This window comes from Chryseobacterium sp. RR2-3-20, from assembly GCF_017808115.1.
In the GTDB taxonomy this organism is placed as follows: Bacteria; Bacteroidota; Bacteroidia; order Flavobacteriales; family Weeksellaceae; genus Chryseobacterium; species Chryseobacterium oryzae.
In genome coordinates, this window is record NZ_JADQBD010000040.1 from 13,882 (window position 1) to 29,763 (window position 15,882).

General features: G+C 32.2%; 16 protein-coding genes. 7 read left to right on the forward strand and 9 right to left on the reverse strand.

The features are described 5' to 3' along the window. The first annotated feature begins 2 nt into the window (after positions 1 to 2). The 6 genes from IV513_RS10100 (at position 3) to IV513_RS10125 (ending at position 7,837) form a co-directional block, all read left to right on the forward strand. The gene (locus IV513_RS10100) at positions 3 to 485 is read left to right on the forward strand and encodes a hypothetical protein (protein ID WP_209390447.1); all 483 of its coding nucleotides are present in this window, start codon (positions 3 to 5) and stop codon (positions 483 to 485) included. A gap of 84 nt (positions 486 to 569) precedes the next feature. After that, complete coding sequence (locus IV513_RS10105; RefSeq protein ID WP_209390448.1) at positions 570 to 1,394, forward strand: S1 RNA-binding domain-containing protein; 825 nt, start codon at positions 570 to 572, stop codon at positions 1,392 to 1,394. 163 nt (positions 1,395 to 1,557) lie between these two features. After that, positions 1,558 to 2,151 (forward strand): TetR/AcrR family transcriptional regulator, encoded by a 594-nt coding sequence (locus IV513_RS10110; RefSeq protein ID WP_209390449.1) that lies wholly within the window; start codon positions 1,558 to 1,560, stop codon positions 2,149 to 2,151. A gap of 69 nt (positions 2,152 to 2,220) precedes the next feature. Beyond that, positions 2,221 to 3,573, forward strand: a complete 1,353-nt coding sequence (locus IV513_RS10115; RefSeq protein WP_209390450.1) for a TolC family protein — start codon at positions 2,221 to 2,223, stop codon at positions 3,571 to 3,573. Positions 3,574 to 3,580: 7 nt separating this feature from the next. Beyond that, positions 3,581 to 4,642 (forward strand): efflux RND transporter periplasmic adaptor subunit, encoded by a 1,062-nt coding sequence (locus IV513_RS10120; RefSeq protein WP_209390451.1) that lies wholly within the window; start codon positions 3,581 to 3,583, stop codon positions 4,640 to 4,642. Positions 4,643 to 4,648: 6 nt separating this feature from the next. Beyond that, positions 4,649 to 7,837, forward strand: coding sequence for an efflux RND transporter permease subunit (locus tag IV513_RS10125; protein WP_209390452.1), 3,189 nt, complete (start codon positions 4,649 to 4,651; stop codon positions 7,835 to 7,837). Between the two features lie 320 nt (positions 7,838 to 8,157). Here the strand turns inward: IV513_RS10125 and IV513_RS10130 are convergent, their stop codons facing one another. Together IV513_RS10130 and IV513_RS10135 are read right to left on the reverse strand one after the other, a co-directional pair. Continuing rightward, on the reverse strand, positions 8,158 to 8,604 hold the full coding sequence (locus IV513_RS10130) for a KTSC domain-containing protein (protein ID WP_209390453.1): 447 nt from the start codon (positions 8,602 to 8,604) through the stop codon (positions 8,158 to 8,160). Between the two features lie 176 nt (positions 8,605 to 8,780). Then, positions 8,781 to 9,572 (reverse strand): T9SS type A sorting domain-containing protein, encoded by a 792-nt coding sequence (locus IV513_RS10135; protein ID WP_209390454.1) that lies wholly within the window; start codon positions 9,570 to 9,572, stop codon positions 8,781 to 8,783. 474 nt (positions 9,573 to 10,046) lie between these two features. Between IV513_RS10135 and IV513_RS10140 the strand changes: the two genes are divergently transcribed. Beyond that, positions 10,047 to 10,976, forward strand: coding sequence for an IS1595 family transposase (locus IV513_RS10140; RefSeq protein WP_209390455.1), 930 nt, complete (start codon positions 10,047 to 10,049; stop codon positions 10,974 to 10,976). Between the two features lie 102 nt (positions 10,977 to 11,078). On the opposite strand, the gene IV513_RS10145 is transcribed toward IV513_RS10140, so the two are convergent. The 7 genes from IV513_RS10145 to IV513_RS10175 all read right to left on the reverse strand — a co-directional run bounded on the left by IV513_RS10145 (position 11,079) and on the right by IV513_RS10175 (position 15,473). Then, a complete protein-coding gene (locus tag IV513_RS10145; RefSeq protein ID WP_209390456.1) occupies positions 11,079 to 11,258 on the reverse strand; it encodes a hypothetical protein in 180 nt (59 codons plus the stop codon). Positions 11,259 to 11,505: 247 nt separating this feature from the next. After that, on the reverse strand, positions 11,506 to 12,069 hold the full coding sequence (locus tag IV513_RS10150) for a hypothetical protein (RefSeq protein WP_209390457.1): 564 nt from the start codon (positions 12,067 to 12,069) through the stop codon (positions 11,506 to 11,508). Positions 12,070 to 12,078: 9 nt separating this feature from the next. Further along, on the reverse strand, positions 12,079 to 12,987 hold the full coding sequence (locus tag IV513_RS10155; RefSeq protein WP_209390458.1) for a TIGR01777 family oxidoreductase: 909 nt from the start codon (positions 12,985 to 12,987) through the stop codon (positions 12,079 to 12,081). A gap of 2 nt (positions 12,988 to 12,989) precedes the next feature. Beyond that, the gene (locus tag IV513_RS10160) at positions 12,990 to 13,328 is read right to left on the reverse strand and encodes a DUF2116 family Zn-ribbon domain-containing protein (RefSeq protein WP_209390459.1); all 339 of its coding nucleotides are present in this window, start codon (positions 13,326 to 13,328) and stop codon (positions 12,990 to 12,992) included. A 110-nt stretch (positions 13,329 to 13,438) separates the two neighbouring features. Then, positions 13,439 to 14,200, reverse strand: a complete 762-nt coding sequence (locus IV513_RS10165; RefSeq protein WP_209390460.1) for an NUMOD4 domain-containing protein — start codon at positions 14,198 to 14,200, stop codon at positions 13,439 to 13,441. A 251-nt stretch (positions 14,201 to 14,451) separates the two neighbouring features. Further along, positions 14,452 to 14,916 (reverse strand): GNAT family N-acetyltransferase, encoded by a 465-nt coding sequence (locus tag IV513_RS10170; protein ID WP_209390461.1) that lies wholly within the window; start codon positions 14,914 to 14,916, stop codon positions 14,452 to 14,454. 116 nt (positions 14,917 to 15,032) lie between these two features. Continuing rightward, positions 15,033 to 15,473, reverse strand: coding sequence for a GNAT family N-acetyltransferase (locus IV513_RS10175; protein WP_209390462.1), 441 nt, complete (start codon positions 15,471 to 15,473; stop codon positions 15,033 to 15,035). Between the last annotated feature and the right edge of the window lie 409 nt (positions 15,474 to 15,882).

Below are 15,882 nucleotides of genomic sequence, written 5' to 3' on the forward strand. Positions count from 1 at the left end.
CAATGAAAAATTTACTTCTGTTTTTACTTATTTCTGTTTCTGGATTTACTTTCGGACAAAGTATGAATGAAATTAAAAATACGGTACAATCTATTAATAAAACTAAAGATTTTAAGATTAAAACAGTTCCTTATTCCTATTATTTAAATAAATCTGTGGTAACCGACAACGGAATTGAACTTAAAGGCTTCTACAAAAATGGAAAACTTAGAAAGATGGAATATTTTGTGGGTTTATCTGTCTGGAATGTTGTTACCCAATTTTTTTTCTCAGAAAAAAATCAACTAATTTTTGTTTATGAAAAAAGATATTTAACAAGAGGAGAAAATGCGGAGGTAATTAACCCTAAATTGGTGTCGGAGAAAAGATTCTATTTTATGAATTCCAAATTATATAAAAAAACAGGAAATGAAGAAGGAGAAGAAAATCTGGATTACGTTCAAGAATCTTTGGATCTCATCAATGATTTACAACAATACAAATAATTTTTTTTTAATCAATTCCGAATTTTTCTCTAATTCATCTGCTCCAACTAATTTTCTTACCTTTGCCAACTAAATCAATCATCAATGCAACCCGGAAAAACTCAGACTTTAAAAATTTCAGAAAAAAACAATTCAGGATGGATCTTGGAAGATGCTACAGGAGAAAAGGCTTTTCTGTCTAAAATTTTTATTGATGAAGAAAAAGAAATCGGAGAGGAGATTGAAGTTTTTATTTTTCAGGACGACAATAAACTGAAAGCAACCACCGAGATTCCTTTAGCAGAAGTAGGAGAGTATGCGGTGATGAATTGTGTGCAAAGTCTTCCAAGCGGTGCTTTTATGGATTGGGGAATTATTAAAGACCTTTTTATTCCTTACAAACAGCAAAAAACCAAAATTATTGAAGGAAAAAGATATTTGGTTTACCTTTATGTAGATGAAGATTTGGAGCTTATTACCGGTACGACAAAATTCAAGAGAAATCCTCAGTATGAAAATCTGCCATTCCAAAAAGGAGACAAAGTAGATTTAATTATGATGAATGAAAGTGAACTGGGATGGAATGTGGTGATTAACAAAAAATATATAGGACTAATTTACAGTTCGGATGTGTTTAAAAAGATTTATCCACTTTCTGAGGAATCGGGATATATTAAAACGATTCGGGAAGATGGCAAAATAGATGTGTCGTTGCAGCCTGAAGGTTTTGAAAATATTGATGAATTTAAACAGAAAATTTTAGATAAGCTTGAAGAAAATTTTGGGTTGCTTCATTTGTCCGACAAATCTTCGCCGGAAGAAATTAAAGATGAAGTTCAGATGAGTAAAAAGAATTTTAAAAAAGCCATTGGCGGACTTTACAAAGATAAAATTATCGATATACTCGAAGATAAAATAAGATTATTATAAACGGACAAAATTTGTCCGTTTTTTTTGCGTTAATTTTTCAAGTTTCGATTCAATATCAATTAAAAATATGATGCATATCATAGTTTTAATTTTAATTATTTTGTTTAACAATTTTGTCAAAACATTTGTTTGATATAAATTTGCACAAATTTGTTTAACAAAAATGTCAAATCTTACTAAAAAGGAACAAACTCAGGAATTGATTAAAGAAACTGCGAAGAATTTATTTTTTGTACAGGGAAAATTTAATGCAACAACTCAGGAGATTGCCGATGAAGCGGGGGTTAACAGAACGCTGATTAATTATTATTTCAGATCCAGAGATAATCTTATTCAGATAGTTTTTGATGAAGCAGAACGTGTGGATATAGAAAAATCGGAAATTATTATGAATTCTGATCTTCCTTTTAAACAGAAAATAAGCCAGTTTATAGAAAGTAGTCTGTCTGCAAGCTTAAAATATCCTTACTTGGAAACGTACATTGTTTCGCAGCTCAACAAGGGAACTTGCCATCAGAAAGATATTGAGGAAGAAGATCTTAAAAAGCTATACAACGATATTGAATTAGAAATGGATAAAGGGAATATTGAGAAAATGTCACCTATTCAGTTTATTATCAACATGATTTCTCTTTTGGTTTTCCCAAGTGTGGTAAGACCTTTACTGATGGAGAATCTGATGATTAACGAAGACGAATTCAATAAAATAATATCTGAACGTCGGGAAATAATTATCAACATGCTTTTTAAAAAATAATTTTTAAAGTAAATGCTGGTTTACACCGTCTTTTAACAATAACATTAAATAATAAACGAAATATAAATTATGAACAGAAAACGTATAACTGCTAAAAAACTCAAAATAGGAGTTGCTGCTGCATTTATGTTGTTTACCTCTTCTTCTTTATTTGCACAACAGCAGATTTCTTTGCAGGAAGCCATAAAACAGGCTCTTGAAAATAAAGCTGAAGCTAAAAAAGCTGCACTGCAGGTAAAAAAGGCTGAGTACAAAATTAATGAAGCTAGAGCCGGAGCGTTACCACAAATTAGTGCGACTGCGGGTTTAACTTATAACCCAATAATTCAGGAATCGCTTCTTGAATTTAGCGGACAAAGAATGAGAGCTCAATTGGGACAGCCTTGGGTTTCGCAGGCTGCAGTTCAGCTTCATCAGAATATTTTCGACCAAAGAGTTTTCACAGGTCTTAAAGCTGCCAAATCTACAAGAGAATTTTATATTTTAAATGCTCAGCTTACCAACGAACAGCTCATCGAAAATGTAGCAACTGCTTATTATCAGGTTTTTGTACAGGAAGAAAATCTGAAAACCATTAAGGCAAGCTATGCCAATACAGAAAAAGTAAGAAACGTTATTAAAAGTCTTGTTGATAATGGCTTGGCAAAAGCGATAGATTTAGATAGAAACAACGTACAGCTTACCAATATAGGTTCCAGCAGACAGCAGTTAATTAATGCAGTTGAACTTTCGAAAAATGCATTGAAGTTTTACATGGGAATACCTATAGATACTGCAATTGAAGTTGAAGAAAAATCTATTGAACCAAAACCACAACTTTTAGAAAGTGCTGTAAATCTAGATAATAGAACAGAACTTAAAGTTTTGAATAAAAACAGAGAACTTTTGGTTTTCAATAAAAAAGCAACCGAAGCATATCTTTATCCTACTGTAGCATTGCAGGCAAATTACGGATGGGCAGGAATGGGTTCTAAATTTCCTCTTACCAACGGCTTTAACAATGGTGTTTTGTGGAGCGATTATTCTGCAATAGGTTTAAATATCAATATTCCAATATTTACAGGTGGAGCTACAAAATCTAAAATTCAGCAGACTGAAATAGATATTCAGGATTTGGATCAGGATATTCAAAATACTAAGCAAAGTCTTAATCTGGATTATAAAAATGCGGTTACCAATATAGAAAATGCACTCATCAATATCGAGAGCATGAAAAATAATGTAACGCTTGCAGAAAAAGTTCAGAAAGATACGCAGGCAAACTATCAGTACGGTCTTGCACCGCTTACCGAAGTTTTAGATACCGAAAATGCACTTACACAGGCAAAACAGAATTATGCCAATGCATTGCTGGATTATAAACAGGCAGAAATTAAATTAATAAAAGCTAAAGGAGAACTCAATACACTACAAAACCCATAATTAAGTTATGAAAAAATCTTTAATATACATTATTGTAGCTGCTGTTTTAATAGGTTTGGCAGGATACAAAATCGCAGATAACAAAAAGCAGCAGCAGACAGAAGTAAAAGAAGTTGCAAAGCAGGTAGATAAAATCAATGTGAATGTGGTAGACGTTACCAGAGAAAACATCAATACAGATTATTCTGCAAACGGAACATTTATCCCAAAACAAGAGTCCAAGCAATCTTCAGAAATTTCTGGTCGTATTGTGAACGTTTTGGTAAAAGAAGGTTCTAGAGTTGGAGCAGGTCAGGTTCTTGCAACCATCAAAAGAGATGCGATAGAGGTAGATGTTTCCCAGGCACAGAACAATTTGCAGAATGCTATTGCAGACAACCAGCGTTATGAAAACGCATATAAAACAGGTGGTGTTACAAAACAACAGCTTGACAATTCAAGATTACAACTGAAAAACGCTCAGGCTGCAGTGAGAGCACAAGGCGTAAGAGTAAATGATACCAGCGTAAGAGCAGGCATCAGCGGAACAATCAACAAAAAAATGGTTGAGCCAGGAATGGTGGTTGCACCGGGAACAGCTTTGTTCGAAATTGTTAATATCAATACTTTGAAATTGTCTGTTTTGGTTGATGAAAGTCAAGTTGGAAGAATCCAAATTGGACAAACAGTAAAAATCAATGTTAATGTTTTACCGGAAGAATCTTTCGCTGGTAGAATTACCTTCATTGCACCTAAAAGTGATGCTTCTTTGAATTTTCCAGTTGAAATCGAAGTTCAAAACAGAGGAAACCTAAAAGCTGGTATGTACGCAACTGCGATTTTCAAAACCAATCACGGTGCTGAAACTCAAAATATGTTAACTGTTCCTGCAGAAGCTTTCGTTAACGGCGTTAGTTCAGGACAATTATTTGTGGTCGACAACGGAACAGCAAAATTAATTAAAGTGACAACCGGAAAAGTCTATGGTGATAAAGTCCAGATCCTAAGCGGGCTTAACGGTGGTGAGCAAGTGATTACCAGTGGACAAATCAACCTAGATAACGGTTCAAAAATCAATATCGTAAAGTAAGAGAAGATGAAGTTAGCAGAAATATCCATTAAAAGACCCTCGCTCGTTATCGTATTATTTACGATTCTGACATTGGGTGGTTTGTTGAGTTACTCTATGATGGGGTACGAATTGATTCCGAAGTTTGAAACCAATATGGTAACGATTTCTACGGTTTATCCAGGAGCTTCGCCAAGTGAGGTGGAAACGTCGGTAACCAGAAAAATTGAAGATGCCGTTGGTTCTTTGGAAAACGTGAAGAAAGTAGAGTCATCTTCTTACGAAAGTTTATCCGTGATCTCCGTAACTTTGAACACAGGAGCCGATGTAAACTATGCGTTGAATGATGCGCAAAGAAAGGTAAATGCTATTTTAGCAGATCTTCCAGATGATGCAGATCCGCCTTCGTTGCAGAAATTCTCATTGGACGATCTACCAATCATGACCTTAAGTATCACCAGTGATAAGTTGAATAACAAAGATCTTTACGACCTTTTAGATAAAAAAATCGAGCCTATTTTTTCCCGTGTAAACGGTGTTGCTCAGGTTGATCTTGTTGGTGGACAGGAGAGAGAGATCCAAGTGAGTTTGGATGAAAAGAAAATGCAGGGTTATGGTCTTGCGATTGCAGATGTGCAGCAAGCGATTCTTTCATCAAACCTAGATTTCCCTACAGGTGCTTTGAAGACGAGAACTTCAAGATCTACCATCAGACTTTCCGGGAAATATAAAAGTGTAGAAGAGATGAATAATCTTGTGGTTTCCAACAAAAACGGGGCACAGGTTCGTTTGTCTGATATTGCAACTGTTTTCGATACTCAAAAAGATGTAGAAAAAGTAGCAAGATTCAACCAGAAGTCTACTATTTTGATGCAGATTAAAAAACAATCTGATGCCAATGCGGTTTCGGTTTCGGAATTGGTTCAGAAGACAATTGGTACGGTTCAGAACAGTTATAAAGCTCAAGGTGTTAAAATTAATATTGTAGATGATACAACAGAATTTACTTTAGAAGCTGCAAACCATGTAATATTCGATTTATTCTTAGCGATTATTTTGGTGGCTGTGGTAATGTTATTGTTCCTCCATAACATCAGAAACGCATTCATTGTAATGGTTTCAATTCCAGTTTCGTTGATAGCAACGGTGATTGGGATGTACTTGATGGGATATACCTTAAACCTGATGAGTTTATTAGGACTTTCACTCGTTGTAGGTATTCTTGTGGATGATGCGATTGTGGTTTTGGAAAACGTTTACCGTCATATGGAGATGGGGAAAAGCAGAATCCGTGCAGCATACGACGGAGCTTCAGAAATTGGATTTACCGTAACTGCAATTACATTGGTAATCGTGGTGGTATTCTTACCGATTGCGATGAGTTCAGGATTAGTATCTAATATCTTGGCGCAGTTCTGTGTTACTGTGGTTATTGCGACGATGTTATCATTGTTGGCTTCCTTTACGATTATTCCTTGGTTATCATCAAGATTCGGTAAGTTGGTACATTTGACCGGGAAAAATCCATTTGAGAAATTTATCCTTTGGTTCGAAAAACAATTGGAGAAATTTACACACTGGATTAGTGGAATCTTAGAATGGTGTTTGAAATCGACATTAAGAAGAATAATGACTGTTATTGTAACATTTATTATATTGATTTCTTCCTTTATGTTGGTGGCATTTGGATTTATCGGAGGTGAATTCTTCCCGAAAGTGGACAGAGGACAGTTCCTTGTCCAGATGGAGTTGCCAAAAGATGCTTCTGTAGAAAAAACCAACCAGGTAACATTGGCAGTTGAAAAATACCTTAGAAATGATAAGGATGTTGTAGATATGATTACAACAGTTGGTCAGCAGTCCACAGGTTTCGGTGGTGCGCAGGCTACTTTGTATCAATCCGAGATTCAGGTAATTTTAGTTGATAAATCTGAACGTAACGAAAGTACAGATATCAAATCGGCTAAAATCAAAAGAGCTTTAGAAGAGAAATTCACAGGCGTTGAGTTCAAAACAGCACCAATCGGATTACTGGGAGCAGACAACGCGCCAATCGAAATGGTGGTAACGGCTCAGGACAACGAAACTGCAAATAAAGAAGCGAATAGAATCCTAGAATTACTTAAAAAAGTGCCTGGTTCTGTAGATGCAGAATTGTCAACTGACTCAGGAAGTCCGGAAGTTCAGGTAAATATCGATAGAGATAAAATGGCTTCTTTAGGCTTAAATCTTGCTAGTGTAGGAAAGACTATGCAGACTGCATTCAGTGGAAATACAGACGGAAAATTCAGAGCCGGAGAATATGAATATGATATCAACATCCGTTTTGGAGATGCTAACAGACAGTCAATTGATGACGTAAGAAATCTGATGTTTACCAATTCTCAAGGAGAGCAAATCAGGCTAAGTCAGTTTGCTGATGTGAAAATGGGTTCTGGACCAAGTTTGCTGGAACGTAGAGATAAAGCGCCTTCTGTGAAGGTAAAATCTAAAGTGGTCGGTCGTCCTGTGGGTGATGTTGCCAATGAATGGGCAGACCAGTTTATGAATAATGAAAAGACTAAACCTGCAGGTGTAACTTACATCTGGAGTAAAGATATGGAAAACCAGACGGAAGGTTTCGGTACTTTAGGAATCGCACTATTGGCGGCTATTGTATTGGTTTATTTGGTAATGGTTTCCTTGTATGACTCGTTTGTTTATCCATTTGTGGTATTGTTCTCGATTCCGTTGGCATTGATTGGAGTAATGGTAATCCTGGCAATTACAGGAAACTCATTGAACATCTTCACAATGCTCGGTATGATTATGTTGATTGGTTTGGTAGCGAAGAACGCGATTATGATTGTCGATTTTGCCAATATGAGAAAGGCGGCAGGAGCCAATACGCATGATGCGCTGATCCAGGCCAACCACGCGCGTCTTCGCCCGATCCTGATGACAACCATTGCAATGATCTTTGGTATGATCCCGATTGCGATAGCAAAAGGAGCAGGAGCGGAGATGAACAACGGACTCGCTTGGGTAATTATCGGTGGTTTGACATCGTCATTATTCCTGACTTTGATTATCGTTCCGATTGTATATTCATTATTTGACTCATTGCTTCGCAGAATGGGCAAACATAAAAAAGTGGATTATGAAGCTGAGATGAAAGCGGATTACGTACACAAAGAACTGAGTGAAGATGGCTTTACGCCAAAACACGTAGATTAATCTCAATTTAATTTAACCTTGAAACCGTATCAATTTTTTGATGCGGTTTTTTTGTTTTTAATTTAGAGCTTGTTTAAAAATTATGAAAAATATTTAACCACAAAGTCACAAAAGAAAAATCAAAAAAAGAAAATCTTTCAAAGAGCAAAAAAGCTAACATTTGAAGCCATTATCCTTATTTGAACTTTGATAAACTTAAGGGAAATTAAAACTTTGTGACTTTTGTGGTTTTCGAAACAAATTTAAACAGGCTTTGAATGATATAAATAAAAAAGACTCTCAGAAAAATCTAAGAGTCTCATATATTTTAAAATGGAAAATTAATCCGCCATGGCTTCACCAGACTTTCTGTAAATAAAATTTCCATAAATATGGCGTCTGGCAAATCGGCTTGGCGAATCTGAATTTACCATTTTGATATAAGTATTTCTGGGTACACCAATGTATTCAAACATTTTCCCATTCAGATGCTGGACTGTCAAAATCGATTTTTCCAGATAAAAATCCTGGATGTTGGAGGTGGTAATGGTTTCGGTATATTCCTCTTTATACTTTTCCTGAGTTTCCTCGTGGATGCTTACCAAAAAATGATACGCTTCTATCACAGATTTACTTTTTTCTTCCGCCTCCAGTTTGCCGGCCTCATCATTGATGAATTTGTCTGGATGCGTATCCTTCATTGCGTTTCTGTAAACGGTTTTCAAGTCCTTCAACGTAGCGGTTTTATCTATCCCAAGCAGTTTTCTGTGTTCGCCTAATTTTTTCATGTGGGTAATTCCTTATTTCGGGTTGCAAAATTAAGCTTTTAAATTGATAAACTGTAAGTTATATAGAATTTTGTTTCGTTGTAGAATAATAAATTTTGGCACCTACATACAATGTTACACCAATAAAAATTAACAAAATCTCGCTTTTAAAAGCGAGATTTTGTTAAATAATAGTTTTAGTTTTTAATAAATTTGGAACTCAAATCTCCAATTTTATAGATATACATTCCTTTAGTCAAAACCTCAACATCAATAGCTATTTTGTTTTCATTAGGAGTAAATGATTTAGTCATAATCAACTTTCCAGATGTATCATAAATTTGAACTTTATTAGCTCCATTTTCGGGATTTATAACGTTCAATATTTTGTTTGTTGGAATTGGAAATGCAGATAGTTTATTCTGTAGTTGAATTGCTCTTGTCGTTAATGTAGTAGTTGGTAATGAATATACATCATATTGGTTATCAAATCCATTAACTCTATTACGAATCATTAATTTGTTTACATTATTTACATTGTCATGATAAACCTCATAACTCTCAGAAGATTGTTTAATAGATGGGGTTGGATGAAAATCTTTAATTAAATTACCATCTTCATTAATTAATAAAAGTTTGAAAAATTCAGCTCCTCCAAAACTACTTTTTTTATAGACTTCAACCATAAATTCATACTTATTATCGTTGTTAAAAATATGCTTAGACATAAAGAAAGTATTTGCTCCAAAATATCCAGAATAAAACATCCCATAATCAGAAGTAATTGGAACAATTATGGTTTTTTGTAATGAATAATTAGAGTCATAAATTTTAATCTTATTGTCAGGTGTCATTGAAACATATTGAGTAGAATTGTCTTTATTATACACAAAAACATTTTCATTATCAGCAAAAGAATGTTCAAGATTTACTTGACTGAAAACGAAATTTATAGCAACTAAAGCTACTGATACTAGAATTTTCTTCATAATTTTTTAAAATTGTTTTAAAAGTTTAAACCCCACAAAACTATTCTGTAGAGTTCTAATTTCCTTACGGGTTTCCGTAGATTAAATAAATAATTGATTTTGTTTTCTTCTGAGTTCCGAAGAAGAGTTATTGTTAGATATAAAGAAAGCGTGGAACTGCTAACAAATTCTATCTAACGGGCTCTGGTAAGCCATGGACTAAAATAAGTAACAGCCCACGCCATAATAGTATAGCGTAGGTCAGTCTACTTATTATCGTCCTAAATAATTTACCAGATTCGTTAGAGACAATAAGTTAAACGTTTTCTATGTGTTCGAAAATGTTCTATTAGGATTTTGTATATCCGTAATATTTAACAAATATAAAGAGTTTTTTATAAAAAATTTCTTCCCATGTTTTTTTAGCGCAACATTAGCGCTTCAATCTTATAATTACACGATTTTCCGGATAGTATTCTTCTAACAATAGAAGATATGAATATTTTTAATGATCTAAAAATCAGATCAGTATTAGAATTGGCTGATGCATTTCCAAATGAAAAAACATGTGTAGATTTTTTAGAAAAGATTTTTTGGGATGGAAATCCTGTTTCTCCTTTTGATAAAAATTCAAAAGTTTATAAATGTAAAGGGAACAAATACAAATGTAAGAACACAGGAAAATATTTTACAATAAAAAATATTGGAATATTTAAGAATTCAAATCTTAAACTACGTAAATGGTTTGCGGCAATATGGTTATTCACAAGCCACAAAGGAGGTTTATCATCAATGCAATTACAAAGAGAGCTTAATGTGACACAAAAAACAACATGGTTCATTCTTAAAAGATTAAGAGAATGTTCAAAATTTGAAAACAACCATGTATTATCTGGAGAAGTAGAAATTGATGAAACGTATGTTGGTGGAAAAAATAAAAATCGTCATGCAGACAAAAAAGTAAAACATTCACAAGGACGTAGTTTTAAAGACAAAACTCCTGTTTTGGGAATGATTCAAAGAGGTGGAAAAGTTGTAGCTCATGTTGTAAAATCTGTAAGTGCTGAACAATTAGAGCCAATCATATTAAAGACAATTAATGCCTTTGAAACAGTTTATACAGATGAATGGAAAGCTTATAATGATTTACATTTATATTATGACCATTCAATCGTTAATCATGGAAAGAAAGAATATGTGAATGGTAATACAAGCACAAATTGTATTGAAAATTTTTGGGGGAATTTAAAGCGTAGTATTATTGGAATTTATAGAGTTGTTTCAAGAAAACATCTTCAAAAATATGTTTATGAATTTGTATTTAGACATAACACAAGAAAAATGAGTCCAAGTGAAAGGTTTATGTACCTTTTATCAAACATTAAAGGTTGTAATTTGATCTACAAACAGTTAATGATAAAATAATTCGATTTTATAATTATATTTATAAACGGATATATAATATGTATCAAATAAAGAAGAAGGATTATATAATCCTTCTTCTTATCTTAAAGTTTGTAATAGATGTTAATCTTTGGATAATTCAAATAGTTTAGTTATAAAATCAGGAGAAGCTTTAACTAACCCTGTTTTTAAATACACAATCGTAATTGGTTCACTAGATTTAACATTATTTACATACATTTTAATATCAAGTTTAGAGTTTAACAAAGAAACATCATCAACCTTAAATTTTGTATTACTCATATTTTTTATTTTAATGAGTTACATAATGTGTTATAAAAGAATCATTTATCAACAAAAATCTAATGATTCTAAAGTTATGGATCATATAATAAGTTATAAAAATTGTGTTGCAACACAATTTTTATAACTGAATTTCACAAAGGTAACAAAATTTTGATACAAACAAAAAGAGACTATCAAAAAATTGATAGTCTCTTTTAATTATAAATAGTTGGTGTAACATTGTATGTAGGTGCCTAAATTTTATTTAATTACCAATATAAGTAAGCTTAGAACCCAAAATGAAATTCTCCAGTGATAGGTTTTCTGAGGCATTATCGTTGGTTAATTCAAAATAATAGATAGAATGGGTGTTTAATCGGTTATCCCTTAAATCTACCTTAAATCTACGCACTTTATTATTTAATTTTCCAGTAGAAATTTCTGAAAAATCACTCAGTTCGATATTATTTACATCGAAAGAAGCTTTAGGATCTTTCTGCATTTTGAGAAATCTTTTCTGAGTTTTATCGGTTGTTTCATCCAAAAATTTCTGCATCTGATAATCGGTTAAAAGCTGTGGATAAATAAGACCCTGCTTTAATATTGTCGCTACGATTTTATCATTTTTATCGTAATAAATTGTTTTATTATCAAAGGAAATTACATGATTCTGAACCATCATTTTACCTTCGAATTTTTTATAATTTTTCTTTTTATAATGAGTTTTGAAAAATTCAGCTGCTTTATGATCATTCAATTTTTCAGTATTTTGTGAAAAATAAAAAACAGAGAAAAGCGTAAGAGCTATAATTGAAAATTTCTTTTTCATAATACTTTTTTATTGTTTTTTTAATAAATCTTCTAATGCCATTTTAAGATTTGGAAATTTAAATTGATATCCTAATTTCTGTATTTTATCCGAAGATGCTCTGGAACCTTTCAATAAAATGGTAGATAACTCACCAAAAATCAGTTTTAGCATAAATCCCGGAACATTCGGCATCCATAAAGGTTTTTTAAGGATTTCCGCAATGAGTTTGGTTAAATTTTCATTTGTGGTATGCTCTGGTGAAGTAGCATTGTAAACTCCGTGTAGTTCATTGTTTTTTAAAGCGTATTCGTAAATTCCACAAATATCATCAATGTGAATCCACGGTACATACTGTTTGCCAGAACCTATTGGTGAACCAATTCCCAATTTAATTGGTGCTGAAATTTTTGGGAGAGCCCCCTCTTTTTCGGATAAAACTACAGCTGTTCGGATTTTTACTACTCTTTCAGCGATATTTTCAGTGTAAAATTGGTCTGCTGAATTTTCCCATGCTATTACAACTTCACTTAAAAAATCATTTCCCGGAGGATCGTTTTCTGAGAAAATTTTTTCGGTAGTTTCTGTTCCATAATAATTTATTCCCGATGCAGAAATGAAAGATTGTATTGTTTGATTATTCTTTTTTAAAGTCTCAAAAATCAGTTTTGCGGAATTAATTCTACTGGAAATCAGTTCTTTTTTTCGTTCTTCGCTCCATCTTTTTTCAGAAATATTGGCTCCTGCAAGATGAATTATATGATTAACATTTTCAAAAGCCTTCTCATCTACAGTTTGATTTTCCAAATTCCATTCGAACTCATTTTCAGCTCTTTTTTTTCTCGTAAGAAATCGGATCGAATAATTTTCTTTTAGCTTTGCCGAAAGAACTTTTGCTATTCCTCCGCTTGCTCCTGTGATGAGTACTGTCTCTTTCATAATTAATTTTTGACAATCAAAACAAAATCATCTTCCAGAATTTTGTAGCCCTGATCATAGATGAACTTGTATTCTGAACCGTTTTTATAAATTTTGATGTTAGTAAAATAATTAAAATCAAAACCTAAGCCATCGAGTTTAGATTTAGGAAATTTTGTTTTTCCTTCTGTATTTATTTCAGACAAGATTCTGTAATTACGACGCAATTTGTTGTTCACATTACGCATGAGATTGGTAGAATCTTTATTTTGCTTATTATTGAAAGCATTTCTGCAATTGTCGTCACAGAACTTTTTATCTGATCTTCCTAAGATTTTTTCACCACATTCTAAGCATTCCATACCTTTTATTTTTTCAATTTGTATTTTTTTATGGTTAGATTCTTAATTCGGTATCGTGAAACTTTTTATTTGAATTAAATGATTGTTGAAAAAGAAGCCAAAGACTTTTTTTAGTCAGGGATTTCAACATGTGCCCAGTTTTCACCGCTTTTTATTCTCCAAATTTGCATGGACGTAATGTTGAACTGTTTAGCAATCTGTTTGTAAGGTCTATTTCTTTTAAGCTGTTGTTTAATGTGAATTACCTGTGTAGATGTAAGTTTCATCCCGCTTTGTCTCTTTTTCTGGGTATATTTCTTCCATTTTTTTTCGGTAATTACTTTTGGGCTTTTACTTTGATGGAGGAAGTTTTCTTCGGGAGTCATCCACTTTAGATTGTTCGCCTGATTGTTAAGTTTATCAAAATCTAAGTGTCCAACAATTGTCGCATTAGGATTTGTTTTAGGAAGAAAATAAGTGGCAACCATTCTGTGGATCATAAAATGGTGGTTTATAGTTCTTTTTTTTAGATTTCGATCCAGTTTTTTGCTGAGTTCGTTTTTCTTTTTCTCGATAAGTTTCGTGAGTCTTTCAATATTGTGAGAAAAATCTTTTTCGGCAATTTTTTCTCTTCGGGTTTTGTGCAGATCTGAGATTTCTTTTTTAAGTTCGTCGAATTTCTCCTGATCTTTTTCCTCTCTTGGTTTATAAAGTTTAAGTCTTATCACTCTGTAGCCTTCTGTTAAAGAACCATTCAAAATTCTACCATCCGAAGCTCTGTTAAAACTTCTTACTCTTCCCAAATTAGAAATTTCCCAACGACTGTTGCTTGTAAATTCAAAGTCAAATTCAATAGGTTTCCAAACTTCATTAGAGAGTCTATAATCATTCATATTAAATCTTTTTTTTATTATAAAAATTATGTTGAATTTTAATTTTTAAAATTCAAATAATGGTTGTTAGTTATACAGAAATAGTTATCAAAATTTTAATTTTGATTCCTCATTGTGTCATCTAAAAGTTGTTTTAGATTGTAAATTTATAAAAAAATGATAACTAACAATATTTTATTTAAACAAATCTTTAAATAACTACCCAATTCTATTTTTATAATTTTGGAATAAAACAATATTTTGTTTTTAAATTATTTTACCCATTTAATTTTTACTGCGGACATTATTTCCAGCTCCAGACGTGTGTCACTAAGCACTTCAAACTCGTTTTTAATATAGAATTCTAAAGGCGAACGGTAATTGTTCCCGTTCGATTTTTTGTCTGAATCACCATCAATAACCCAGCCGTTTAAAACGTTTTCATTTTCTTTAATAGTGTCTAAAATTCTTGTTCCAATGCCTTTTCCGTGAAGTTTTTCTGAAATAATTATGGCAAACCAAGTTTCATTTTCTCTTTTAAAAGTTGTTGCCCATCCGTTAATCTTATTATATTCATCAATGAGCAAATAATGGTTTTGTTCGGTAAGTTTATTCAAATAATTTTCAAAATCTTCAATTGATTTATAGGTGAGTTTTTCGGGATATTCGTTGTTCCAGAGTTCAAGAATTTCTTTTTTTTGAATTTCATTTAATGTTTTTTGTTTGATAATTTTCATAATTTTTAATTGTTGTTTAATTAACGGAAAAAGAATTGACGAAGTCACAGAAGGTTGAATTGAATAATTTTATTTTAAGCAAATTAAAAGTAGTATTAGTAGTATTAACTGTATTATTAATTATTTTTAGCCCAATATTCCTCTGTCATTTCGAATTTTATTTCTCCATTTCCATGCGTTCCAATCTCTTTCCAGCCACTTTTTCTATAAAAAATTTCCGCTCTCGTGTTTGGAGCTGTACCAAGCCAAACATTTTTTTTAGTTTGATTAAAATACCAATCTAGCATAATATTATGAAGCAATCTTCCGATTCCTTTTTTCTCATAATCGGGATGTACAAATAATGCCCAAATATTGTTTTCTTTTAAATCAACAATTGAAAATCCCATAATATTATTTTCAATTTCGCAAACCCAACCTTTTCCTCTTTCAGTTATAAATTCTTCACAATCTTTATCTGTTACGAAATTTGGATTTGAAAGTGCATTTTCTTTTACGGCATTTCTAACTATTTGGATTTGTTTTATATCTTCAGTTTTAGCTTCTCTTATTATCATCTCTAGAAATTTTATAGTAAATATAATTAAAAATATATTATTCTAAAATAAGGGATTTATTTTGTAATAATAGAAGTTTTATTTGTAGATTATTTTAGAATTGGTTTTCGACGCCCATATTATACATTCCGTTCCCATTATTCAACTTTATTTTAAGTTGTTGATACGTTAATGATTACCTATGGTGCAAAAGTTATTGACACCATTGCTGAAAAATATGCTCAAGAATTAGACATTTAAATGATCGTTTACAAACCAAATTTTGAAAAATATGGTAACGCTGTTACACTACAATATAATACTTAACATTACCCGTTGTGCATTATGAAATAAAAAAGTAAAAAGTTGTTCATTTGATTGAAAATCAGTAAATTGAATTAGCCATAATACATTTACAATGAACAACTTA

Coding starts and splice junctions, on each gene's coding strand:
- IV513_RS10115 (WP_209390450.1), top strand. CDS start 2,221: ATGAACAGAAAACGTATAACTGCTAAAAAACTCAAAATAGGAGTTGCT.
- IV513_RS10135 (WP_209390454.1), bottom strand. CDS start 9,572: ATGAAGAAAATTCTAGTATCAGTAGCTTTAGTTGCTATAAATTTCGTT.
- IV513_RS10165 (WP_209390460.1), bottom strand. CDS start 14,200: ATGAATGATTATAGACTCTCTAATGAAGTTTGGAAACCTATTGAATTT.
- IV513_RS10100 (WP_209390447.1), top strand. CDS start 3: ATGAAAAATTTACTTCTGTTTTTACTTATTTCTGTTTCTGGATTTACT.
- IV513_RS10175 (WP_209390462.1), bottom strand. CDS start 15,473: ATGATAATAAGAGAAGCTAAAACTGAAGATATAAAACAAATCCAAATA.
- IV513_RS10130 (WP_209390453.1), bottom strand. CDS start 8,604: ATGAAAAAATTAGGCGAACACAGAAAACTGCTTGGGATAGATAAAACC.
- IV513_RS10145 (WP_209390456.1), bottom strand. CDS start 11,258: ATGAGTAATACAAAATTTAAGGTTGATGATGTTTCTTTGTTAAACTCT.
- IV513_RS10160 (WP_209390459.1), bottom strand. CDS start 13,328: ATGGAATGCTTAGAATGTGGTGAAAAAATCTTAGGAAGATCAGATAAA.
- IV513_RS10120 (WP_209390451.1), top strand. CDS start 3,581: ATGAAAAAATCTTTAATATACATTATTGTAGCTGCTGTTTTAATAGGT.
- IV513_RS10110 (WP_209390449.1), top strand. CDS start 1,558: ATGTCAAATCTTACTAAAAAGGAACAAACTCAGGAATTGATTAAAGAA.
- IV513_RS10150 (WP_209390457.1), bottom strand. CDS start 12,069: ATGAAAAAGAAATTTTCAATTATAGCTCTTACGCTTTTCTCTGTTTTT.
- IV513_RS10155 (WP_209390458.1), bottom strand. CDS start 12,987: ATGAAAGAGACAGTACTCATCACAGGAGCAAGCGGAGGAATAGCAAAA.
- IV513_RS10105 (WP_209390448.1), top strand. CDS start 570: ATGCAACCCGGAAAAACTCAGACTTTAAAAATTTCAGAAAAAAACAAT.
- IV513_RS10125 (WP_209390452.1), top strand. CDS start 4,649: ATGAAGTTAGCAGAAATATCCATTAAAAGACCCTCGCTCGTTATCGTA.
- IV513_RS10140 (WP_209390455.1), top strand. CDS start 10,047: ATGAATATTTTTAATGATCTAAAAATCAGATCAGTATTAGAATTGGCT.
- IV513_RS10170 (WP_209390461.1), bottom strand. CDS start 14,916: ATGAAAATTATCAAACAAAAAACATTAAATGAAATTCAAAAAAAAGAA.